This is a genomic window from Rhizobium sp. 2MFCol3.1, from assembly GCF_000377565.1.
Classification (GTDB): Bacteria; Pseudomonadota; Alphaproteobacteria; order Rhizobiales; family Rhizobiaceae; genus Rhizobium.
In genome coordinates, this window is sequence record NZ_KB898354.1 from 197,956 (window position 1) to 219,919 (window position 21,964).

Here is a 21,964-nt window from a genome sequence, read left to right on the forward strand (position 1 = left end):
GGTGATCGGCATCGCCAGGATCACACGGCGTCATGAATGAAGCGGAGACCCATACCGTGAGATCGCGGTCTCACGGTATGGGTTCAGATGTTCGCCTTACTCCGCGGCCTGTCTGGCCATCGGGTTGTTCGGGTGCGTCGTCCAGTTGGCGTAGTTGGGGTCGACGGTCTTGCCTGTGCGTTCGTCGAGGCTGCCGGATGGAAGCTGCTCCATGGTGATGCAGTTTTCGACGGGACAGACGTTGACGCAGAGGTTGCAGCCGACGCATTCGTCTTCCATCACCTCGAAGTGCCTGACGCCGTTGACGAATTGCGTGATCGCCTGGTGCGAGGTGTCCTCGCAGGCGATGTGGCAGCGGCCGCACTTGATGCAGGCGTCCTGGTCGATCTTGGCCTTGGCGATGTAGTTGAGGTTGAGGTACTGCCAGTCGGAGACATTGGGCACGGCGCGGCCGGTAATGTCGTCGAGGTTGCGGTGGCCCTTGGCGTCCATCCAGTCGGAGAGGCCGGAGATCATCTCCTGGACGATCTTGAAGCCGTAGGTCATCGCCGCCGTGCAGACCTGCACGTTGCCGGCGCCGAGCGCCAGGAACTCGGCGGCATCGCGCCAGGTGGTGACGCCGCCGATGCCCGAGATCGGCAGGCCCTGGGTTTCCGGATCGCGGGCGATCTCGGCCACCATGTTGAGCGCGATCGGCTTGACCGCCGGACCGCAATAGCCGCCATGGCTGCCGCGTCCGTCGATCGAGGGTTCGGGCGAGAAGGTGTCGAGATTGACCGAGGTGATCGAGTTGATCGTGTTGATCAGCGACACCGCGTCTGTGCCACCTGATTTGGCGGCGCGGGCGGGCTTGCGGATATCGGTAATATTGGGCGTCAGCTTGGTGATGACGGGCATGCGGGTGTACTGCTTGCACCAGCGCACCACCATCTCGATATATTCAGGCACCTGGCCGACGGCGGCACCCATGCCACGCTCGGACATGCCGTGCGGACAGCCGAAGTTGAGCTCGATGCCGTCGGCGCCGGTTTCTTCCACAAGCGGCAGGATCGCCTTCCAGCTCTCCTCCTCGCAGGGGACCATGATCGAGGCGATCAGCGCGCGATCCGGCCAGTTCATCTTGACCTGCTTCATTTCGCGCAGGTTGGTGTAGAGGTCTCGGTCGGTGATGAGCTCGATGTTGTTCAGGCCGAGCAGGCGGCGGTCGGCGCCCCAGATCGCGCCGTAGCGCGGGCCGTTGACGTTGACGACAGGCGGGCCTTCCTCGCCGAGCGTCTTCCAGACCACGCCGCCCCAGCCCGCCTTGAAGGCGCGCTCGACGTTGTAGGCCTTGTCTGTCGGCGGCGCCGAGGCGAGCCAGAAGGGGTTCGGCGATTTGATGCCGACGAAATTGTTGCGGAGATCAGCCATGGTTCACTCTCCCCTTCAGGCGACGGCAACGGCCGGCTGCGCATCGGCGGCCAGCATGCGGTGGATGGATTCGGCGGCGTCGCGGCCATTGGCGACGGCCGAGACGGTGAGGTCGTTACCCCCGAAAACGCAGTCGCCGCCGGCCCAGACGCCGTCAAGCGAGGTGCGGCCTTCGGCGTCGACGACGATGCGGCCGGATTCCAGACGCAGGCTTCCAAGGCTGGACGAGACGAGGGTCTGGCCGATCGCCTTGAAGATCTGATCGGCGGCGATCACGCCGGTTTCGCCGGTGGTCGCAAGGCGTCCTTCCGACAGCGTAGTGTATTCGACCTCAAGGGCCGCGACCTTGCCGTCCTGCGCAAGGATCGCCTTGGGCGCCAGCCAGTGACGGATGATGACGCCCTTGGAGGTCGCGAGATCCTGCTCGAACTCCGAGGCGTTCATGTGCTCCTTGCCACGGCGGTAGCAGATGGTCACTTCCTCGGCGCCCAAAAGCTTTGCCTGCACGGCCGCATCGATGGCGGTCATGCCGCCGCCGAGCACGATGACGCGGCGGCCGATGGCGATGTCGGCCTTGTTGTCGGTCTGGCGCAGTGCGGCGATGAAATCGACCGCGTCGTCGACGCCCGCGAGGTTTTCGCCCTCGACGCGGAGCGCGTTGACGCCCGATAGGCCGATGCCGAGGAAGACGGCGTCATATTGCTGTTGCAGGTCGGCGAGTTGGAAGTCGCGGCCGAGCAATTGTCCGTGCTGGACCTCTATACCGCCGATCGAGAGCACATAGTCGACTTCCTTCTGTGCGAAGCCGTCGACGGACTTGTAGGTGGCGATGCCATATTCGTTGAGGCCGCCGGATTTCGGTTTGGCGTCATAGATCACGATCTCATGGCCCTTGACCGCGAGGCGGTGCGCGGCTGCGAGGCCGGCCGGGCCGGCGCCGACGACGGCGATTTTCTTACCTGATGAAGCAGCGCGGGTGTAATACTGCTTGCCAGCTTGCATTGCCGCATCGGTGGCATAGCGCTGCAGGCGGCCGATCTCGACGGGGCGTTCCTCGGCCGTGTTGCGTACACAGGCCTGTTCGCAGAGCTCTTCGGTGGGACAGACACGGGCGCACATGCCGCCCAGGATGTTCTGATCGAAGATGGTCTTGGCGGAGCCCAGCGGATTGCCAGTCGATATCTGCCGGATGAAGAGCGGGATATCGATGGCGGTGGGACAGGCCGTCATACAGGGCGCGTCATAACAGAAATAACAGCGGTCGGCGGCGACCAGAGCCTCGTGCTTGTCGAGGCGGGGGTGAAGATCGGAGAAATTCTTGTCATACTCGGCGGGCGAAAGCCGGCCAGCATGAATCCCAGTGTCCAGACGTTCCATTGAAGTTCCCTCATTATAGGTAAACGGCCAGTGGAACGGAGCGTAACTCAGGATAAAAAATTTATCAAACGGTAAAATTTTAGCATGAGGCAGCCTTGAAGGGCGGTTCATCCTGCTGTTTTAAAACGGTTTTTCGTTTTTGAGTTGATTGCTGTCAAATTACTCAATGAGCGCTTGCGGCCGCGCCGATCTTCAAGGCGGAAGAATAACTGAAAAAATCAGAGATTTTTCGTGAAGGGTGGGAACCATTCCTCGCATAGCCCGTTATGGCGATATCCGAATGGTGATCGCATCGACCCAAAAATGCGCGCCCCCAAACCACCTTCGGATCACACTCACGGTCCCCTCCCGGTGAGTGAAAACAGCCGGTGCGCCGCCCTCGCACTGGCTGTTTTCTTGTGTGCGGTATTCAGTAAAAATCGATGGAATGTCAGGTTGTGACGGTCAGACGCCGCCGACCTGCTGCGGCGCGCGCTTGAGGATCTCGAATTCCGTGTCGGGTATCAACAGGTGGTACTCGATGCGGCCCGGCGTCAGGCGCAAATCGGCCTTGCCGTTGACCGACGAGGGCACCACGCGCTCGAGCACGATGCGGCCGAAGCTGTTGTCGCTGAATTCATGGACTTCGTCGTTGGGCAGCGTTTCCGTCCAGGTGAAGCTGATCGCCTTGCGGTCGCCGTGCATGGTTTCCTGACAGTCGAGCGCGATCGCGGGCGCACCGCCGGCAATGGCGCCGAAGGTCGCCGAATTGACGATCAACTCGTGGAGCGCCAAGCCGACATGCACAGCTGCGTTCGGGGTCAGGTGAACATTGAGCCCGGTGACGGGCAGGGGGCCGGCGCTCTCCGGCCAATAGGGGGCGAACTGCTTGCGGGTGAGTTCGAAAAGAAAGGCGCCGCGCCAGCTACTGTCGGTGATTAGATCCTGCGAGTTCGACAGCGACTGTAGCCGGCCGCGGAATTTGACCAGGAAGCTGTCGAGAGACAGCGTGTTGCGGGCTGTCTGCGTGGCGATGCCCTGGATGATGGCGAGCAGGTTCTTCGAGCGGTGCGAGAGTTCGCGCAGAAGCGATTTCAGCACCTTTTCGCGGTGTCTGGTCTCGGTGATCTCGGTGATAATAGACAGCAGGCCGATCTCATGGCCGAGCGTGACGCGCTGCACCTTGATTTCGTAGGTGCGCATTTCGCCGTCGATGGCGATGTCGGCCTCGGTACTGGCCGGCGTGCCGGTTTCCAGCACCTTGCGCTTCAGTGTTTCGAGATTGCGCGCGTGGACCTCGCCGAACATGTCGGCGTCGCTGCCGCCGGGGAGAACGGCGTGTTCAAGATGCGCGGGGAGGTTCTCGGCGTAGACGATGCCGAGGTCGGGATCCTGATAGACAACGGCGATGCCGGCGCTCGCGAGCGCCCGCTCCATCAAGAGCTCCTTGCCTTCCAATGCGAAGGGCGTGCCGGCCAATGGTCCAGTCCTCTTCACCCAGCCGCCTTTCCTTCAATCCGTTTATGCCGCCAGCAGACCCTAAAGTCCGCCCACCGCTTCTTTTTAGAGGCAAGCGCTAGATAAAATCTTAATATCCGGGGAGCGCTGCAGATGGACTGGAACGCTCCCCCTTTCGCATTGTTCCGCAATGGCTGAAATATAGCGTCAGGCGGCTGCCTTCGTGCTTTCGTTGAAGAAAAGCGCCTGGCTGATCAGAGCTTTGACCATGTCAGGATTGAAAGGCTTGGTGACGAGGAAGGTCGGCTCGGGACGCTCACCGGTCAGAAGGCGCTCGGGGAAGGCGGTGATGAAGATCACCGGCACGCTCGAGGTCTTCAGGATGTCGTTGACCGCGTCGATACCCGAGCTGCCGTCGGCAAGCTGGATGTCGGCGAGAACCATGCTCGGCTTGGTCTTGTTGTAGAGCGCCACGGCTTCCGTGTGGGTGCGGGCGATGCCGGTGACGCGGTGGCCGAGGCTTTCGACCATCTGCTCGATATCCATGGCGATCAGCGGTTCGTCCTCGATGATCATGATATCGGTCGCGACCTGGCGGGAGATTTCGCGCGATGCGCTGTCGAGCAGGTTCGCCACTTCGCTCTCCTCGCTGTCGAGGATTTCGGCGATTTCGCCGACGCGGAAATTTTCGACCGAGGCCAGAATAAAGGCCTGACGGGCGCGCGGCGAGACCTTGCCGAGGTTGATGGTGGCGCGCTGCTCCCAGGCATAGGGGGAGGAGGGCTCTGGAATCTGCACTGTCGAGGAACCAAACAGCGTCGTGAACAGTTTGTAGAGTGCGACGCGGTCATTCGATGTGTCAGGGAAAATGGATATGTCGGCAATGATTGCCTCAAGCACTGCGGCGACATACGCGTCGCCTGATGTCTGTGTGCCGGTCAACGCCCGTGAATAGCGGCGCAGATAAGGAAGGTGCGGCGCAATTCGAGTAGAAAGTGTCATAGAAAGCTCCCATAAGCAGGGCCGAAAAACAGCTCCAGTGCATCGAGAACGCACACTACCTGAAAAAAGTTCCAGATGATCAGGAACTTTTTTTACCACCGCGCATTCTACTGCCCACGAGAAGGGGCTCATCGTAAACTGACATGCGACACGACATGCATTCCGAGAGGGTTGTCCGGCGAGAATTCGACCGAGGCGGCGAGGGACCGGAATGAAGGTTTTCCCGCAGCGGTACGCGAGGCTTAGAGACAACGGACAAGAAGTGAAAAGTTAATGACAAGCCGGAACAACGAAGACATAGACGGCCAACGCGCTGAGTTACGTGCAAGCGATATCATGGATCCCAACAGCCAGATCGGGGTGCGTTTGAGGTCGCTTTATGCTGCCGTTCAGGAAGAAGCGATCCCAGATCGTTTCCTCGATCTCCTCGAAAAGCTCGACCAGGCCGAAATGGCCTCGGCCAAAGCAGCGAAGTGAAGGTTGATCTATGGACAAGCAGCAACCAAGCTTCAAACGCGAGCTCCTTTCGGCTCTCCCAAGCCTGCGCGCATTCGCCATCTCGCTGATCGGTCGTCATGACCGCGCCGATGATCTCGTGCAGGACACCATCATGAAGGCATGGGCCAAGCAGGATCACTTCGAGATGGGCACCAACATGAAGGCCTGGCTCTTCACCATCCTGCGCAACGAGCTTTACAGCCAGATGCGCAAGGCCGGCCGCGAGATCCAGGACAGCGACGGCCTGTTCACGGAATCCATGGCAACGCACCCGTCGCAATATGGCGCGCTCGACCTTCAGGACTTCAAGAAGGCACTCGAGCAGCTGCCGAGTGACCAGCGCGAAGCGATCATTCTGGTCGGCGCATCAGGCTTCTCCTATGAGGAAGCCGCCGAAATCTGCGGCTGCGCGGTCGGAACGATCAAGAGCCGCGTGAATCGTGCCCGCCAGCGGCTGCAGGAAATGCTGCAGATCACCGGCGAGGCCGACTTCGGACCGGATGCGACCTCGTCGCCGCTGACCTCGAAGGCCTTCGCCTTCTGAAAGTGCATTGAACGGACAAGGAAAAACCGGCTGCCCCTTGCGGGCGCCGGTTTTTTTATGCGTTCAGCGAAAGCGGCAGTGCGGTCAGTCGCGATCCTTCGAGGTGAAGAGATTGGCGGCGACCATGGCGGCGATCACGCCGGCGGTCAGAAGCGGCTGCGAGCGGATGATCCCGAGGCTGGCCGCAGCAGCAGTTTCGAACGCCTGCTTGCGTTCTTTGGCGCGCCGGGCCTCCTGCGCATTCATCACCATCATGACGATCATCACGATGATGGCGATCAGAAGCGCGCAGGCCGCCAGAAAGAGTGCTGCTCCGACGGCGCCGTAAATGCCGGCAAGCCAGATTGCACCGGCTGTGACGGCCAGCGCATAGGCGGTCAGCACGAAAATCGCGGCGATGGCAATGAAAATACCGTTGCGCTTGGTGCGCGCAACGGTGCGGTGAACACTCGTGCCTACCAGGAGGCTGAGGATCGGGAACAGCATCTAGCCTCCTTAGCGTCGTGCCAGGAGGGCAACGACCAGTCCGAATGCGGCAGCAGCGCCGATGGTGGCGACCGGGTGCCTGCGAACGGTGTCGCGCACTTCGGAAGCGCCGCGCAGATAACCATCCTGCAGGTCGCGCAGCAAGTCCTCGCTGCGGGCAACGAGATCTTCGTAGCCGGATGCTGCCTGGGCGCTGAGTTTTTCGCTCTGCTTGCGCGAGTTCTTGCTGATCAGCTTGGTCAGCGACGCGATCTCATCCTGAAGGGACGCGATCTGGTCCTCGACCGTTGCTTCGATATTGTGAAGAGCCGCGCTGCCATTACGACGGTGACGGCCGGACTGAAGGAACGATGCCATGGTTTTCTCCATTGTTACGGCGCGGTTTCGCACCGCCTGGTTAAACACAGGATCAGAACGCAAGCTTGCATGAACACAGATGCCCGGCAATGACCCAAATCAATGGCTTAACGCGGGTTGTGGGCAAAAGGTTCCGCGCGTGGTCAGCCGCCGACGGCGCTGTGGGCGAGCACGAATGGGGTGCCGTCGTCGGGCACCTTGTTGATGCGCAGCGGGCAGCCGAAGACCGAGTGCATGGTCTTATCGGTCAGCACCTCATGCACGGTGCCGCGGGCCGCGAGGCCACCCTGCTGCATGAGGATGATCTGGTCAGCGAAGAGCGCCGTCAGGTTGAGATCGTGCATCACGGCGATGACGCCGCCGCCGGCATCGCAGAAGGCGCGGGCGAGGCGCATGATCGTCAGCTGGTGGCTGATATCGAGGCTGGAGACCGGCTCGTCGAGGAGGAGCCAGCGCGGCTTGCCGTCGACGACGGGTTCTGAGATTTGGCAAAGCACGCGGGCAAGCTGCACGCGCTGCTGCTCGCCACCGGAGAGGTGCTGGTAGAAGCGTCCTTCGTAGCCGTCGAGATCGACGGAAGACAGCGCCTTGGCAGCCGTCTGCTCGGCGCGCTCGGGATTGCGGTTCAGCCCCGAGGTCAGGCCCATGCGGACGATTTCGCGCACGGTGAAGGGGAAGGAGATGTTGCTTGCCTGGGGCAGCACGCCGCGCACGGCCGCCAGCTGGTATGGCTGCAGTCCGCGCACGTCTTCGCCGTTGATGCGGATCGAGCCGCTATAGAGGAGTTCGCCGGATACGGCCTTCATCGTGGTCGTCTTGCCGGAGCCGTTCGGCCCGGCGATCGCCGTCAGCTTGCCCGAGGCGGCGGTGAAGCCGACGTCCTCAACGATGGTTTTGCCCGACAGGCGGACGGAGACGCCGGAGACTTCGATCATGGCAGATACTCAAAGGGCAAGGCGGGAACGCTGGCGCAGCAGGATCCAGAGGAAGAACGGGCCGCCGACGGCTGCGGTGATGATGCCGATCGGCAGTTCGGCGGGCGCGACGATGGTGCGGGCGATCACGTCGGCGAAGATCAGCAGCGAACCGCCAAGCAGTGCCGAGGCCGGCAGCAGATAGCGGTGGTCCGGACCGATCGCCATGCGGAGCACGTGCGGCACGACGATGCCGACGAAGCCGATGCCGCCGCTGACGGCGACCGATGCGCCTGTCGCGGCCGCGACGGTGACGATGGCGATGTTCTTCAGCCGCTGGACGGGAACGCCCATGTGGAAGGCGGCGGCTTCGCCAAGCGTGATGGCGTTGAGGCCTTTGGCGAGGAAGGGAACGACGATGAAGGACAGGAGGATGATCGGGCCGGCGGCGGCGATCTTGGTCCATGTCGAGCCGGCGAGCGAGCCCATGCCCCAGAAGGTGAGGTCGCGCAGCTGCTGGTCGTTGGCCATGTAGACGAGCAGGCCGGTCATGGCGCCTGCAAGCGAGCCGAGCGCGATGCCGGCAAGCAGCATGGTTGCGACCGAGGTCTGACCGTTGCTGGTGGCGATGCGGTAGAGGAGCAGCGTCGTGGCGAGGCCACCGGCGAAGGCCGCGAGCGGCAGCGCGTAGATGCCGAGCAGGACGTAGAGCGGAGCGACAAAGCCACTGCCGAGCACGATCATGACGACAGCACCGAGCCCGGCGCCGGAGGAGACGCCGACGAGGCCGGGATCGGCCAGCGGATTGCGAAACAGGCCCTGCATGACGGCGCCCGACACCGCCAGCGAACCGCCGACGAGGAAGCCGAGAATGGCGCGCGGCATGCGGATGTCGAAGATGATGATGCGGTCGCGCATGCTGAGCGCATCATCCGATCCCGCGACATTGGCGATCACGTCGAGGAAGGACGCATCCGAGGCGCCGGTCGTGACGGAGAACAGCAACGACAGGACGGAGCCGACCACCAGCAGCGCGATGACCGCCAGTGCCAGCAGCGAGCGATCGCCGGCCCGGTGACGCTCAAGCATCCCCGAGGCCGAAAACACGATGCGACGTCCGTCCATGTCGTTCAACACCGCCATGGTCAGCCCCCGTAGATCGCCTTGGTGAGTTCGCGCACGGCGCTTGCCGTGCGCGGTCCGAAGCCGAGGAGGTGCAGGCCGTCCATGCGGATGATCGCCTTGTTCTGTACGGCGGGCGTCAGCGCCAACGCCGGCTGTGTCATCAGGTCTTCGTTCTTGGTGCCTGCGCCATCGCCGCGGTTCATCATCAGGATGACGTCGGGCTTGGCTTCGATGATCGCCTCATCGGTCAGCGGCTTGTAGCCCGGGAAGGTACCGACGGCGTTGACCAGGCCGGCGAGCTTGATGATGCCATCGGCCGCCGTTCCGGTGCCCGAAGCCATGATCTTGCCGCCCTGCATGCTGAGGATGAAGAGAACGCGCTTGCGTTCGCTTTCCGGGTGCTTGGCGGCGTCGGCGATTGCCGCATCGAGATCGGTCGCGACCTGCTTGTGCAGTTCGGCGGCCTTTGGCTCGACACCAAGCAGCGCGCCGACCTTGTCGATCTTGGCGAGAATGCCGTCGCGCGTATAGGCGTTCGGCACCGTCTCGAAGGGGACGCTGGCGCTGCGCAGTACGGTGAGCGCTTCCGGCGGGCCGGAGCCTTCGACGGCGACGATGGCAGTCGGGTTCATGGCGAGGATGTTTTCGGGCGACAGCGCGCGCATGTAGCCGACATCGGGCAGCTTCAGGGCCTGTTCGGGAAACAGGCTGGTCGTGTCGCGGGCGATCAGGTGCTTTTCTTCGCCGAGCGCATAGATGATCTCGGTGAGGTCGCCGCCGATCGAGATCAGGCGGGTGCTGTCGATCTTGTCCTCGGCATGGACAGCCGGCGAGAAGGCGAGAAGCGAGGCTGCCAGCGGCAGGGCCATGAGGCCCCGCAGCATGGACGTCTTGTTGAATGAACCGCGATTGTGGCTCGGCATCGTCATCTCCTTCGGCTTATGCCGCAACGCTCGTCGCCTTGGGAAGGCTTTCGACGATGTCGCGCCAGTCTGCGCGTTCCGCGGAGCCTTCGTGGCGCTTGCCGAAGAACTGGATGATCATTTCGCCATTGGCGCCGTAAACCTCGACGGAGGTGACGTGGCCATCCTTGGTCGGCTTGCGCACGGCCCAGGTTTCGGCGATGTGGTCCTGACGCAGGTGCAGGTGGAAGGTCTCGTCGAGGATGTTGATCCACGGACCCATCGGCTGGATGTTGAAGATCGGGCCGGAGTGGATCTGGACGATGCCGTCATTGCCGACGAAGCACATGATCGGCAGGCCGGACTTCACCGAGGCGTGCATCATCTCCGCGGTCGCGGTGTTGTCGAGCTGCCAGGCGAAGTCGTCGCCAACGGTGCGCACGGCGGCTTGGCGGCCGATCTTCAGCTTGCGCAGCATGCCGAAGAACTCGTGCGTGTCGGTCATCTTGCTCCAGTGGTCGCGCAGCTCGTCCTTGGTGACGCTGCCGCTCTCGTCGGCCACCGTCTTGCTGTCGTCGGCGACGAAGTCCTGCGACTGGTCCTCGAGCTTCAGGTCGTTCACGATTGCGCGATAGGCTTCAACGTTGGAGGCCGGGCGCAGGTGAACCTTGTGGACGGCGGTGCCGGCCTTGTCGAAATACTGCAGGCTCAAGCGCTCCTGGTCGCCATCCTTCTTGGTGACCGCGAAGGCGTGGACCCAGCGGCTTGGGAAGATGCGGAGATCGATGTTTTCACCAAGCACGATGGCGCCCTGGCCACCGGTCTTGATGTTCTCGTAGACGCCGATCTTTTCATGGACGGCGCTTTCGTTGCGCGAGAGCGCCATGACTTCGCCAAGCTCGGCGACGCGCTCCAGAAGCTTGATCGCGCTGCCGTCGATGCGGGTGGCGGAAATGCCGACTTCGGCGGCAACGAGCGCTGCCTCGGAAACCTTGAGCTGGGCGGCGATATCGCGCTCGCGCATCTTCGGGTTTTCGGCGCGGAAGGCGCGGATTTCGGCCGGCGACGGCTTGGTGTTCTCAGTCATTGTCTACCCCTACTTATTCAGAATTAGCTTGCCCTGGCGGGTGATTTTCATGCGGTACAGAGCGCCGTCGTGGCGGATGACGATCTCATTGGCGCCGCGAAAAATCTCGCTGCTCTCCAGGATTCGGACGTCGGCCACGGCGTCGCGCGCCAATAGCGTTTGCTTCAGTGTGTCCGGCTTCTCGACCATCATTTCGTTGGCTTTTTTGCTTCTCTGGGTGGGCCAAAAAAGCCCCTGCGACCTACAATTATCTTGACTCTCATAGTCATCATTTTTTAAAGACGCAATAGCGGACTTTGTAAGTCAAGTTTTAGAATTTCATTGGAGATGCGCAATGGCAGTCACGAGGCCGGTCACCCGATTTGCAACGCTTTTGGCGGCCGGCTCGCTGGTCCTTTCCGGCGCGATCCAGGCCTATGCCCAGGAACCCGCCGCGGCTGCCGCGCCAAAGGCGGCGCTCGATGTCGAGCTCAACGGGCTGGCGCCTTCGCAGAAGGGCTGCATGATGACCTTCGTGGCGCTGAACACGCTGCCTCAAGACATCACCAAGGTGTCCTTCGAGCTCGCCTTCTTCAACGACAAGAACGCCGTCGACAAGATCACGGTTCTCGATTTCCGCGAACTGCCGCAGGGCAAGAAGCGGGTGCGGCAGTTCGATATGCCGAATGTGAAATGCGAAGCGGTGACGCGGGTGCTGATCAACGACACGCCGGCCTGCGAAGGCCCCGACAAGGGCGAGTGCATGAAGGGTCTGGTGACTCGCTCCCAGGTTTCCATTCCTTTCGAAGGTTGAGCGACGGCCGGGGATAGCCCCGGCCTCTTGCGTTGCAGCGGTACAAGGCATCCAAAATGGTGGTTTCAGCGAGATCAAAGCCGAGACAGGTTCTCTTCGACGAGACGGTCGCCGATGGCGGTGTGAACGACAACAATCCGGGCATGCATCCCGGCCACGAGTTGTCTGATCTTCGCAACGTCGCGCGCCAGCCGGCGGCCGAGGCTGTTATCCACTATACGCGCCAGGCGCAGATCTCGTCCTTCCCGCAGGACCCGCGCAGCGCGAGCAACGGCCATGCCGCGGCGCCGCTGATGGATGCGAGTGTCGAGATGCCGGCGGCCACCCGGTCGCATCGCGGCAAGCTCGGCGTGACGGCCGCCTGCATCGGCTCCTTCATCTTTCACGGCGCGCTGGCCATCGCGCTGATCGTCGGCGTTGTCGTTGCCCCGGAGCAGCCGGAGGAAGAGGCCGGCGAGACGGTGAGCGTGATCATGCTCGGCGATTCCGATCTCGACCAGGCATCGGCAGGCGACGAGAACACCGAGCCGCAGCCGGAAGAGATCGTGGCCGAAGAGGTGCAGCCCGAAGCCGCGCAGCAGCCGACGGAGGTTCAGCCCGATGCGCAGCCGGTCGATCCGCAGCCTGTCGCGCCGACGCAGGAAGTGACGCGCGTCTCTCCTGAGAACATGACGGCGGTTGAACCTGAGGTGCTGACATCGCAGGTGCCGGCCGAGACCTCCGTGGTTCAGCCGGTGGCGACCGAGGTGCCGACGCAGGTTCAGCCGGAGATCACGCCGACGACGCCCACGACGCCGGAAGACGTGGCGCCGGTGCAGCCGACCGAGACGGCGGAAATTCCGCCTGAGCCGGAGACCGTACCGAAGCCTGACCCGAAGCCGGTTGCGCAGAAGCCAGTCGAGAAGCCGAAGCCGGTTGAGAAGAAGCAGCCGCCGAAGAAGGTTGTCACGCGTTCAGGCTCCCAGGGCGAGAACAAGCAGGATAGCCGCCGCGGCGCGTCTGATGGCGTCGATCAGGCTTCCGACCAGGATTCGCGCAGCGCCGGGAATCGCGGCGGCTCCGGCAGTGCCGCTGTCGCGAACTATCCGGGCAAGGTGCAATCGAAAATCCGGCGGTCCGTCCGCGTGCCTTCAGAATATAGGCGCATGAACGCCGCGATGAGTGTTCGCATCCGGTTGAGCATCACCGGTTCGGGCGCGCTTGGTGGTCTGTCGGTGGCGCGCAGCTCCGGCATTCCCGAACTCGACGCCGCCGTGGTCGATGGCGTTCGCCGCGCAGCACCATTCCCGCCGTTGCCGTCGGAATGGGGCAAGCCTGTCTGGACCTTCACCCAGGAAGTGCAGGTCACGACGGGTCGCTGACAAGAGGCGGCCCGATGACAAAATCGGACCGTCCAGAAAATATGATGAAAATAATCAACTTTATACTTTACTCTAAAAATCAAGTTTACTAAGGTCCACCCACACACGCAGCAATCGTGTGCCGATCAATGAACGAACGGGTGGTCAATGGCGCGTAAGGCGAAGAAGGGTTCTAACCGGGAAATCCGCGTGAGTGCGGATACAAATACGGTTGAGGAGACCTCCGGACGTTCCAAGCTCGATGGCCGCAGCTTCCTTTATGTCGGCGGGCGTGACTGCCAGGTGGCGCATCTGCGCCAGATCGCCAGCAACTTCGGCGCCGAGCTGATCCACCACGATGGCGGCCTGCGCGAGGCGGTGTCGCGCATCGACACGGTGCTCCCCTCCGTCGACTGCGTCTTTTGCCCGATCGACTGTATCAGCCATGATGCTTGCTTGAGGGTAAAGACCGGCTGCAAGAAGTTCGGCAAGACCTTCATTCCGCTGCGCAACGGCAGCAAGTCGAGCCTAGAGCGGGCGCTGACGACCATGAATGAGCGAAACGCCACCCGATGAGCGACAGACACCCGGAAGGGTATACGTTGATCGGCCTGCACAAGCTGGCCGCCCACAATGGCGATGGCATGGTTCCCGAACTCTATGAGCTGATGATGGAACGCGAAGAGCGGCGCAGGTACTATCCCAATGTCGAGCAGTTTCCGATCTGGGAAGCGCGCATGCCGGGCGAATTGCCAGAAAAGCCGCTCGGGCGCGATGCCCTTGAGGGTCGCAATGTGATAGCCTTCGAGGCTCCCGAAGCCGAGAGGAAACGCAAGGCGTGAGTGCTCCCATGTTTATCGCGATGAACCGCTTCAAGGTATCGATCGGGTCGGAGGCGGAATTCGAAAGCGTCTGGCGCAACCGCGATTCCAGCCTTTCGGAAGTGCCCGGCTTCGTGGAATTCAGGCTGCTGCGCGGCCGCGAGAATGCGGAGGAGGGCTATACGCTGTTTTCCTCGCACACGATCTGGCGCAGCGAAGAGTATTTCCTCAACTGGACGAAGTCCGAGCAGTTTCGGGCTGCCCATCGCAATGCCGGCGACCGCAAGGCGATGTACAAGGGGCCGCCCGTGTTCGAGGGCTTTCAAGTCGTGGACGGGATCTGAGCGATGGTTGCTGACAATCCTGACCGTATCGAAGTTCTGCCGGTTTTGCCGTCGCTCGATATCGGCGAGACGCTTTCCTTTTATCGCGGCGGGCTCGGCTTCGAGACGATCGTCTACCAGGACAAGGATTATCTCATCCTGCGTCGCGACGAGATGGAGCTGCATTTCTGGCTGACGGACGACCGGTCGCTCTGCGAGCGCACATCGGTCTACCTGCGCGGCGGCGGCATCGGCGCGCTTCACGCGGAATACAAGGCGCGCGGCGTCGAGAAGCTCAGCGACATGACGGTGCGGCCATGGAACATGGAAGAGTTCTACATCCACGATCCGCACGGCAATCTGCTGCGCTTCGGCCGGATCCCGCAGCAGGCATAAGCCGACTATTCCCAGCCAGATTATCCGGCGCGGTTGCGGAAGACGGCGCCGGCGGCGATTGCCAGCCAGCCGAACATCATGGCGAAGCCGCCCGTGGGCGCAGCCATCGGAAACAGGCTGGAGCCTGCAAAGCGAAGCGTCACCAGATCGCCTGAAAAGAGCAGCGTGCCGAGGCCCATTAGCAGGCCGGCGAGCCAGGCTGTCTTCAGCTTTTCGCCAGCGAGCGCCAGTGCCAGGAGGGCAGGGGCGTGGGCGAGGCACATGGCCGAGGCCGAGGCGAGGAAGTGTCCGTCGCCATCGAGATGGGCGGCGGCGGCGGCCAGCGCCACGCCGGCAAAGCCGAAGAGGCCTGAAAGCACCAGGAAAAGCGGCGAGAAGCGCTGATTGAGCGTCATTATTGGAAGCCTATTGCTTGTTCTGCATGTGATCGGCCAGCCGCTCGATCGGCGGCAGAATGATCTCGCGCAGCTTCGGGTTCGGAACGGTTTCTTCCAGCGCCTGGCGGAAGCACAGGAGCCACTCGTCGCGCTCGACAGGGCCGATCTCGGCGATGAAGTGGCGGCTTCTCAAGCGCGGATGGCCGTATTTCTCGACATAAACGGGCGGGCCGCCGAGATAGCCGGTCAGGTATTCGTAGAATTTCGCTTCGCTGCCTTCGAGCGTCGGCGGGTGGACCGCGCGAACGTTGCTCGCCTCCGGCAGGGTGTCCATCAGCTCGTAGAAGCGATGCGACAGCGCGCGGATCGTCGCGTCGCCGCCAACGGCCTCGTAAAGTGTAATGGTATTCTCGCTCACGGCGCGGCTCCTCACAGCTTGCCCCTTCATGCACCGCCGCAGTCTCGATCGCAACCGTAACCAGCACTACCGAGCGCGACATTTCGCGCAAGCTTCGACGGCGAAATTTCGCGGTATCTTGACAGAACCGTCCAGACGGTATCTTTATGTATCATGTCAAACGCTCATCACCGCCGCAAGCAACCCGCCATCGTTCGCCAGCAGCTGCTGGATGTCGCCGCGCGCCTGACGAATGAGCAGGGGATGAGTGCCGTGACGCTCGATGCCGTGTCCGGCGCGTCCGGGGTCAGCAAGGGCGGCCTTCTCCATCATTTCCCGACCAAGAACGCGCTGCTCGACGCGCTCTTCGAGGATCTTCTGGCGCGCTTCGATGCCGATCTCGACGAGCGCATGCGCGAGGATCCGGTGCCGCATGGCCGCTTCACGCGCGCCTATCTCAACGCAGTCGCCGGGTTGCGCGACAGCCCTGACGACGCCGGCCACTGGGCGCAGGTGACGATCGCGCTTCTGGCCGAGCCGCGGCTGCGGCAGCGCTGGGGCGAGTGGATCGACGGGCGGATCGAGGAATATGTAGGCACGGACTCGTCTATCGATGCGCAGATCGTGCGCTTCGCGGCCGATGGCCTCTGGCTCGCCGACATGATCGGCGGCGCCTCCGACGACACGCAGCGCCAGGCGCTTCTGGCACGCCTGGTCGAGCTGACCGCACGCTAACTTCCCTGCAATAGAGGATAAATCATCATGGCACCGGTTGCGGTCTATGCGCTCTTGTTTACGGCGATCGCGCTGGAGGTCATCGGCACGACAGCGCTGCAGCTTTCGCAGCAGTTCAGCCGTTTCTGGCCGACCGCGCTGATGGTCGCGTGCTATGCCGCCTCCTTCTACTGCCTGTCGCAGACGCTGAAGGTGATCCCTGTCGGCATCGCCTATGCGATCTGGAGTGGGCTCGGCATCGTGTTGATTTCCAGCGTCGGCCTCATCTATTTCAAGCAGCGGCTGGATACGCCCGCAGTCATCGGCCTTGGGCTGATCATTGCGGGTGTGCTGGTGGTCAACCTGTTCTCCAAATCCGTCACCCATTGATTTTAATGGAATCCGGTCGTATGCGAGGAAAGCCCCCAGTCACCAGGGGAGATGGCCCCCGGGGTCGCGATATTTGACCTCACCTCACGGAGGCCTGACTTGCGCAATCGGCTGCGATGTCCATATCCTGAGTGACAGATGACAGTTTAAGCATCGCGCATTGGAACACCCATGACTGACAGCACCGCTGATCTTACCTCCCCAAAATCCGCCGATTCCAAGCCCGAGGGACAGACCTTCGGCACCTCGGGCATCGCCCCAATGGGACGCCCGAGCCCGGTTACCCGGTTCTTCATGGGCATCGTCGCCTGGGCGGAGAAGCTGAACTACAAATACGCCAAGCTCGGCAATCCGCCGGTCTACGACAACGCCACCTTCCCCTGGGCGAAAGAGGTCGAGGCCGCTTATCCGCAGATCCGTGCCGAGCTGGAGCGCGTGCTGGTGCGCCAGAGCGAGCTGCCGACCTTCCAGGATATCTCGACCGACGTGAAGACCATCTCGACAGATTCCGGCTGGAAGACCTTCTTCCTCCTCGGTTTCGGCGTGAAATCGGAACAGAACATCGCGCAGTGCCCGGAGACGTGGCGCGCCGTGCAGAAGATCCCCGGCCTGAAGACGGCGATGTTTTCGATCTTCGAGCCCGGCAAGCATCTGCCGGCGCATCGTGGGCCCTATAACGGCGTGCTGCGCCTGCATGTCGGCATGATCGTGCCGGAGCCGGCCGACAAGCTCGCCATCCGCGTCAAGGACCAGATCTGCCACTGGCAGGAAGGCAAGGCGCTGATCTTCGACGATGCCTATGAGCACGAGGCCTGGAACCACACGGACAAGACCCGCGTGGTGCTGTTCGTCGATTTCGACAAGCCGCTGAAGTTTCCGGCCCGTTTCGTCAACTGGGCGCTGATGAACCTCGCCGTGTTCACGCCGTTCATCCGCGAAGGGCTGGATAACCACAAGGAGTGGGAAAAGAAGTTCTACGCGGAAGCCGAGGCCTTCAGAAACCGGCCGCAGGGCTAAGCCAACAAGGCTGCGCCCGGAAAGATAAAACAGCATGGCCTCGTTTCAGCGGCCATGCTGTTGTTCGGCGGGTGGGACGCCGCTCTGAAATGGTCGTGCGGCGATAGCGCCGCAGGCAGTCTCGATGCGTATGTTTCGGAGCCGGCAGGTCGCTTCCCCTCGTAAGCAGGCCTTGCTCCGGCGACGTCAGTCGCCCCCATTCGCAACTAGTTGTTGTTTGCCGCCTTCAGGCGACGGTCCGGCTTGGTTGCCAGGTAGATGACATAATCTTCTGCTGCGTCTGCCAGGTGAAGCGCAATTTCTGCTTCACGCCATCCCGCCGCGATTGCGCGACGGACAACTTCGGTTATCGCCCCTTTGCAGACGCTTTCGCATTCCCGCGACCGTCCCATATCATCGGCGTTGAATCTTGGAGAGCGGATGTTTGTCATGGCTGAAGATTGCCATAACCGCCTTCGTTTTCAACAGGATGCTAATGGATTGGTTACCCAGTAAGGTTAAGGCTCGCGGGTGTTTCAGGCTGCGACAGACGCGGTGTCGCGGAACGAAACGACGAGCCGAAAACGGCTGGAAACAGAGGCCGGAATGTCTCGATCCGGATCGAAATCCTGGGCGAGGGCCCAACGGCCGGCCGACGCGCGGCCCGCGCCGTTAACGCACGTTAAGCGTGTTTTTCTGATTTTCTGTGCGGAGTGGCGTTTGCGGGCGGGCGATCGATCTGTTAAGGATGGCGCGAAGCTGAACGCAAACTCGTCCAGGGAGACTGTCATGAAAGCGATCCTGTCCAGAACGAAAGGAACGATCACTCACAAGGACACTCCGCTTCATGTCTATTCAATTCGCCCGCGCGCGAAAAGACGCGCCGCGTCGTAAACCACTCCCGACCACTTCCGAGCCTGATACTGCCGACGATCAACATGCGCGGCGGCGCTCTCGGGTCGCCAGGTTTCTCAGCTACTACCGTCCGCATCTGCCGTTGCTCTGCGCCGATGTCGTCTGCGCCATTCTCGTCGCGGCGACCGCGGTGGCGTTGCCCATCTGCGCCAATATCGTCACCAACCGCCTTCTCGTGATCGCGGATGCGGGGGAGGCCACGGTGCTGATCCTCAAGGTCGGCGCCGTCATGCTGGCGCTGCTCGCGGTGCAGATGGTCGCGGTGTTCTTCGTCGATTATCGCGGCCATGTGATGGGCGCGCGCATCGAGGCTGCCGTCAGGCAGGAACTGTTCGATCATTGCCAGAAGCTCTCCTTCAGCTTCTACGATCGCCAGCGCACCGGACAGCTGATGAGCCGCATCACCAGCGATTCCCTCTGGCTCGGCGAGCTGTTCCACCATGGTCCCGAGGATGTCTCGATCGCCATCCTCAAATATGGCGGCGCCATGCTGGTGCTTGTCTATATCGATCCTCTCCTGGCAGGGTTGATCCTGCTGCTGACGCCTCTCGCGGTCGCCTACGCGCTGCATTTCAACCGCCGCATGAACCGCGCGCTCGAACGCAGCAAGCAGCAAATCGCCGGTGTCAACGAGCGGCTGGAAGACAGCCTCGCGGGTATCCGCGTCGTGCAGTCCTTCGCCAATGAAGGGCTGGAGAGGGATCGCTTCGCCGTTCAGAACGAGCGCTTTCTCGTAAGCCGTGCCGATGGCTATCGCAGCGAGGCGTGGTTTTCCGTGGGAACGGAGAGCTTCGCGCAGTTCATCACGATCCTGGTCATCGTCATCGGCGGCGTCAGGATCGTGTCGTCGGCGATGACGGTGGCCGATCTCCTGACCTTCCTGCTTTGCGTCGCGGTGCTCGTCGATCCCGTGCAGCGGCTCGCCAATTTCGTGCGGCTCTGGCAGGAAGGCTATACCGGCTTCGTGAGGGCGATGGAGATCCTCGATGTCGAGCCCGATATCGTCGACCGGTCAGATGCCTACGCGCTGCCGGCGCCGAAGGGAGAGATCCGGTTCGAGGATGTCAGCTTCGGCTATGACGCCGACACGACTGGCGTGTTCGAGAACCTGTCCTTCACCATCGCGCCCGGCGAGTTCGTGGCGCTGGTCGGTCCGTCGGGCGTGGGAAAGAGTACGTTGTGCTCGCTCATTCCCCGTTTCTACGACGTGCAGGCCGGGTCGATCCTGATCGATGGCGCGGATATCCGTGATGTCACGCTGGCGTCGCTGCGTGGACATGTCGGCGTGGTGCAGCAGGACGTCTATCTGTTCGCGGGCTCGGTCGCCGACAATCTCCGCTATGGGCGGCCGGATGCCACCGACGCCGAGGTGGAAGAAGCAGCGCGGGCGGCCAATGCGCATGAGTTCATCATGGCGCTTGCCGATGGATACTATACCGATATCGGCCAGCGCGGGGTGCGGCTCTCGGGTGGGCAGCGGCAGCGGTTGACGATCGCGCGGGCGTTTTTGAAGAACCCGGCGATCCTGATCTTCGACGAAGCGACCAGCGCGCTCGACAATGAGAGCGAGCGGGCGGTGCAACAGGCGCTGCTCGGGCTCGCCAAGGGGCGCACAACCGTCGTCATCGCGCATCGTCTCTCTACGGTCCGGCACGCCGATCGCATCCTCGTGCTCACCGCCGACGGGATCGTCGAGGAGGGCAGGCATGAGGATCTGATGGCCCGCGACGGAATCTATGCCGGCTTGCACAGCGTGCAGGCCAGCATGTGATCGCTGGCATTCGAAACAAAAGGCCGGAGCATCGTGATCGATGCACCGGCCCTGCGATCTCAGAGCCCCGGCGAACCGGGGCTTTTTCTCAATTGCTGTTGTCGTCTCAGTTTGTCTTTGCGGCAACCTTGACCGGGGCGGTGTTGCCACCGGGGTTGTAGCCGCCGCCGATGGCGACGTTGAGGGCGACGTAGTCGGTTGCCATCTGCTGGACGGCCGCGGCCAGGCTTGCCTGGGCGAGCGAGACCTGACGCTGGGCGTCGAGGACGTCGAGCAGCGAGGAGGCGCCGTCCTTGTAGCTGGCGGTCGACAGATCCAGCGTTTCCTGGGTCGTCTTGACCTGGGCGCGCAGTGCGGCAACCGTCTGCGCATCGCGGCGAACCGCCGACAGCGCGTTTTCCACTTCCTCGACCGCCTGCAGAACCGCCTGCTTCCAGGCAAGATACTGGGTCTTGGCGTCGGACTTGGCGATATCGACATTGGCGCGCAGGCGGCCACCGTCGAAGATCGGGAGCGTCAGCGTCGGGCCGAAGGACCAGCTGGTCAGGCCGCCGCCGGAAACGCCGGCCGCCTTGACGTAGGTGGGCGAGATCGAACCGGAGAGCGAGATCGACGGATAGAGCTGGCTGATCGCAACGCCGATATTGGCGGTGGCGGCGGCCAGATTGCGCTCGGCGACGCGGATGTCGGGACGATTGCGGATCAGGTCGGCCGGAACGCCGGAGACGATGCCGGCACGGAAGACCGGCTGCGAGCCGCCGCGCTGCAGTTCGGCGACCATCGAGCCGGCCGGCTTGCCGAGCAGGGTGGCGATGTGGTGGGCGGCAACGCGGAAGTTGGTTTCCAGACCCGGGATTTCAGCCTGGGTCGACTGCACCAGACCTTCGGCCTGCACGACGTCGAGACGCGAGGCTGCACCGGCATCGAGCTGGAACTTGGTCAGCTCGTAGGTTTCCTGGCGCGATTTCAGGTTGGCCTTGGAGAGCGCGATGCGCTCCTGGTAGTAGCGGGCGTTGATGTAGGAGTTCACCAGATCCTGGAGATAGGTGAGCTTGGCGACGTCGGCGGTCGAGTAGGCGGCGTCGAGCGAAGCCTGGGCGCTTTCCTTGGAACGGCGATACTGGCCGAACAGGTCGAGCAGCCAGCCGACACTGGCGCTGCCGCCGCTCGTGTTGGTGGCACCGATCGAGGTGCGGCGTTCGCCCATGCTGCCGCTGACCGTATGGTCGGCGCCGACAGTCAGGCTCGGCAGGGCGCCGGCGCCCGCCACCGTGACATTGCTGGCAGCGGCGTTGATGCGCTCCAGCGACTGCTGGATCGACAGGTTCTCATTGAGGCCCTCGGTGACCAGTCCGTTCAGGCGGGTGTCGCGATACGCGGTCCACCATGCGACCGTCGAGACGTCGCCGTCGGCCTTGGCAGAGCCTTCATTGAACTTGGCCGGGAGGGGCATCTCCGGGGGAACATGATCCGGGCCGCTCACACAGCCCGCGAGAACGGATAATCCGGCAAGAATTGCGATGCGGCGCATGAAATCTCCATAAGCGATGACCGCAAGGCGGTTCGCTAACAATCTATTATCGCTTATGGTT

The 21,964-nt window shown here is 62.5% G+C and carries 28 protein-coding genes; 12 read left to right on the plus strand and 16 right to left on the minus strand.

The window, feature by feature from the left end; genetic code table 11:
- Nucleotides 1-96: 96 nt before the first annotated feature.
- The 4 genes from preA to D460_RS0103825 all read right to left on the minus strand — a co-directional run bounded on the left by preA (nucleotide 97) and on the right by D460_RS0103825 (nucleotide 5,226).
- A complete protein-coding gene (gene preA, locus D460_RS0103810) occupies nucleotides 97-1,410 on the minus strand; it encodes an NAD-dependent dihydropyrimidine dehydrogenase subunit PreA (protein ID WP_018897180.1) in 1,314 nt (437 codons plus the stop codon).
- Between the two features lie 15 nt (nucleotides 1,411-1,425).
- Nucleotides 1,426-2,787 carry an NAD(P)-dependent oxidoreductase gene (locus D460_RS0103815; RefSeq protein ID WP_018897181.1) on the minus strand — a complete coding sequence of 454 codons (1,362 nt, stop codon included), beginning with the start codon at nucleotides 2,785-2,787 and terminating at the stop codon, nucleotides 1,426-1,428.
- 444 nt (nucleotides 2,788-3,231) lie between these two features.
- Entirely contained in the window at nucleotides 3,232-4,263 is a 1,032-nt protein-coding gene (locus D460_RS0103820) for a PAS domain-containing sensor histidine kinase (RefSeq protein ID WP_155947670.1), read from the minus strand.
- A 168-nt stretch (nucleotides 4,264-4,431) separates the two neighbouring features.
- On the minus strand, nucleotides 4,432-5,226 hold the full coding sequence (locus D460_RS0103825; protein WP_026282760.1) for a response regulator: 795 nt from the start codon (nucleotides 5,224-5,226) through the stop codon (nucleotides 4,432-4,434).
- A gap of 273 nt (nucleotides 5,227-5,499) precedes the next feature.
- Here D460_RS0103825 and D460_RS0103830 point away from each other — a divergent pair, with 273 nt between their 5' ends.
- Entirely contained in the window at nucleotides 5,500-5,703 is a 204-nt protein-coding gene (locus D460_RS0103830) for a NepR family anti-sigma factor (protein ID WP_018897184.1), read from the plus strand.
- Between the two features lie 10 nt (nucleotides 5,704-5,713).
- Nucleotides 5,714-6,268 carry an RNA polymerase sigma factor gene (locus D460_RS0103835; protein ID WP_018897185.1) on the plus strand — a complete coding sequence of 185 codons (555 nt, stop codon included), beginning with the start codon at nucleotides 5,714-5,716 and terminating at the stop codon, nucleotides 6,266-6,268.
- Between the two features lie 84 nt (nucleotides 6,269-6,352).
- On the opposite strand, the gene D460_RS0103840 is transcribed toward D460_RS0103835, so the two are convergent.
- From D460_RS0103840 to hemP, 7 genes are all read right to left on the minus strand, one after another.
- Nucleotides 6,353-6,754 (minus strand): hypothetical protein, encoded by a 402-nt coding sequence (locus D460_RS0103840; protein WP_018897186.1) that lies wholly within the window; start codon nucleotides 6,752-6,754, stop codon nucleotides 6,353-6,355.
- A gap of 9 nt (nucleotides 6,755-6,763) precedes the next feature.
- Nucleotides 6,764-7,111: a DUF883 family protein gene (locus D460_RS0103845; RefSeq protein WP_018897187.1), complete on the minus strand. Its 348-nt coding sequence runs from the start codon at nucleotides 7,109-7,111 to the stop codon at nucleotides 6,764-6,766.
- A 143-nt stretch (nucleotides 7,112-7,254) separates the two neighbouring features.
- A complete protein-coding gene (locus D460_RS0103850) occupies nucleotides 7,255-8,046 on the minus strand; it encodes a heme ABC transporter ATP-binding protein (RefSeq protein ID WP_018897188.1) in 792 nt (263 codons plus the stop codon).
- 9 nt (nucleotides 8,047-8,055) lie between these two features.
- Nucleotides 8,056-9,168, minus strand: a complete 1,113-nt coding sequence (locus tag D460_RS0103855; protein ID WP_018897189.1) for an iron ABC transporter permease — start codon at nucleotides 9,166-9,168, stop codon at nucleotides 8,056-8,058.
- 2 nt (nucleotides 9,169-9,170) lie between these two features.
- Nucleotides 9,171-10,079, minus strand: a complete 909-nt coding sequence (locus D460_RS0103860; RefSeq protein WP_026282761.1) for an ABC transporter substrate-binding protein — start codon at nucleotides 10,077-10,079, stop codon at nucleotides 9,171-9,173.
- Nucleotides 10,080-10,089: 10 nt separating this feature from the next.
- The gene (locus tag D460_RS0103865) at nucleotides 10,090-11,139 is read right to left on the minus strand and encodes a hemin-degrading factor (RefSeq protein WP_018897191.1); all 1,050 of its coding nucleotides are present in this window, start codon (nucleotides 11,137-11,139) and stop codon (nucleotides 10,090-10,092) included.
- A 9-nt stretch (nucleotides 11,140-11,148) separates the two neighbouring features.
- Nucleotides 11,149-11,331 carry a hemin uptake protein HemP gene (gene hemP / locus D460_RS0103870; protein WP_026282762.1) on the minus strand — a complete coding sequence of 61 codons (183 nt, stop codon included), beginning with the start codon at nucleotides 11,329-11,331 and terminating at the stop codon, nucleotides 11,149-11,151.
- Between the two features lie 142 nt (nucleotides 11,332-11,473).
- On the opposite strand from hemP, the gene D460_RS0103875 reads away from it, so the two are divergent.
- The 6 genes from D460_RS0103875 to D460_RS0103900 all read left to right on the plus strand — a co-directional run bounded on the left by D460_RS0103875 (nucleotide 11,474) and on the right by D460_RS0103900 (nucleotide 14,812).
- A complete protein-coding gene (locus D460_RS0103875; protein ID WP_018897193.1) occupies nucleotides 11,474-11,932 on the plus strand; it encodes a hypothetical protein in 459 nt (152 codons plus the stop codon).
- Between the two features lie 56 nt (nucleotides 11,933-11,988).
- Nucleotides 11,989-13,293, plus strand: coding sequence for an energy transducer TonB (locus tag D460_RS0103880; RefSeq protein WP_018897194.1), 1,305 nt, complete (start codon nucleotides 11,989-11,991; stop codon nucleotides 13,291-13,293).
- Nucleotides 13,294-13,440: 147 nt separating this feature from the next.
- Nucleotides 13,441-13,848, plus strand: a complete 408-nt coding sequence (locus D460_RS0103885) for a DUF2325 domain-containing protein (RefSeq protein WP_026282763.1) — start codon at nucleotides 13,441-13,443, stop codon at nucleotides 13,846-13,848.
- Nucleotides 13,845-14,114 (plus strand): hypothetical protein, encoded by a 270-nt coding sequence (locus tag D460_RS0103890; protein ID WP_026282764.1) that lies wholly within the window; start codon nucleotides 13,845-13,847, stop codon nucleotides 14,112-14,114. The genes D460_RS0103885 and D460_RS0103890 overlap by 4 nt, the downstream gene beginning before the upstream one ends.
- 8 nt (nucleotides 14,115-14,122) lie before the next feature.
- Nucleotides 14,123-14,437 carry an antibiotic biosynthesis monooxygenase gene (locus D460_RS0103895; protein ID WP_018897197.1) on the plus strand — a complete coding sequence of 105 codons (315 nt, stop codon included), beginning with the start codon at nucleotides 14,123-14,125 and terminating at the stop codon, nucleotides 14,435-14,437.
- A 3-nt stretch (nucleotides 14,438-14,440) separates the two neighbouring features.
- Entirely contained in the window at nucleotides 14,441-14,812 is a 372-nt protein-coding gene (locus tag D460_RS0103900) for a VOC family protein (protein WP_018897198.1), read from the plus strand.
- A gap of 20 nt (nucleotides 14,813-14,832) precedes the next feature.
- Here D460_RS0103900 and D460_RS0103905 read toward each other — a convergent pair whose 3' ends face one another.
- Nucleotides 14,833-15,207, minus strand: coding sequence for a DUF423 domain-containing protein (locus tag D460_RS0103905; protein WP_018897199.1), 375 nt, complete (start codon nucleotides 15,205-15,207; stop codon nucleotides 14,833-14,835).
- Nucleotides 15,208-15,217: 10 nt separating this feature from the next.
- Nucleotides 15,218-15,607 carry a group II truncated hemoglobin gene (locus tag D460_RS0103910; protein ID WP_018897200.1) on the minus strand — a complete coding sequence of 130 codons (390 nt, stop codon included), beginning with the start codon at nucleotides 15,605-15,607 and terminating at the stop codon, nucleotides 15,218-15,220.
- 153 nt (nucleotides 15,608-15,760) lie between these two features.
- On the opposite strand from D460_RS0103910, the gene D460_RS0103915 reads away from it, so the two are divergent.
- The 3 genes from D460_RS0103915 to D460_RS32565 all read left to right on the plus strand — a co-directional run bounded on the left by D460_RS0103915 (nucleotide 15,761) and on the right by D460_RS32565 (nucleotide 17,707).
- A complete protein-coding gene (locus tag D460_RS0103915; RefSeq protein WP_018897201.1) occupies nucleotides 15,761-16,321 on the plus strand; it encodes a TetR/AcrR family transcriptional regulator in 561 nt (186 codons plus the stop codon).
- 27 nt (nucleotides 16,322-16,348) lie between these two features.
- On the plus strand, nucleotides 16,349-16,690 hold the full coding sequence (locus D460_RS0103920) for an SMR family transporter (protein ID WP_018897202.1): 342 nt from the start codon (nucleotides 16,349-16,351) through the stop codon (nucleotides 16,688-16,690).
- 171 nt (nucleotides 16,691-16,861) lie between these two features.
- Nucleotides 16,862-17,707, plus strand: a complete 846-nt coding sequence (locus D460_RS32565) for an aspartyl/asparaginyl beta-hydroxylase domain-containing protein (protein WP_018897203.1) — start codon at nucleotides 16,862-16,864, stop codon at nucleotides 17,705-17,707.
- Nucleotides 17,708-17,913: 206 nt separating this feature from the next.
- Here the strand turns inward: D460_RS32565 and D460_RS0103930 are convergent, their stop codons facing one another.
- Nucleotides 17,914-18,138, minus strand: a complete 225-nt coding sequence (locus tag D460_RS0103930; protein ID WP_018897204.1) for a hypothetical protein — start codon at nucleotides 18,136-18,138, stop codon at nucleotides 17,914-17,916.
- An 84-nt stretch (nucleotides 18,139-18,222) separates the two neighbouring features.
- Nucleotides 18,223-18,477 carry a hypothetical protein gene (locus D460_RS35830; RefSeq protein WP_155947671.1) on the minus strand — a complete coding sequence of 85 codons (255 nt, stop codon included), beginning with the start codon at nucleotides 18,475-18,477 and terminating at the stop codon, nucleotides 18,223-18,225.
- 56 nt (nucleotides 18,478-18,533) lie between these two features.
- On the opposite strand from D460_RS35830, the gene D460_RS0103935 reads away from it, so the two are divergent.
- The gene (locus D460_RS0103935) at nucleotides 18,534-20,372 is read left to right on the plus strand and encodes an ABC transporter ATP-binding protein (protein WP_026282765.1); all 1,839 of its coding nucleotides are present in this window, start codon (nucleotides 18,534-18,536) and stop codon (nucleotides 20,370-20,372) included.
- Nucleotides 20,373-20,478: 106 nt separating this feature from the next.
- Here D460_RS0103935 and D460_RS0103940 read toward each other — a convergent pair whose 3' ends face one another.
- Nucleotides 20,479-21,903, minus strand: a complete 1,425-nt coding sequence (locus D460_RS0103940) for an efflux transporter outer membrane subunit (RefSeq protein ID WP_018897206.1) — start codon at nucleotides 21,901-21,903, stop codon at nucleotides 20,479-20,481.
- Nucleotides 21,904-21,964: the final 61 nt, after the last annotated feature.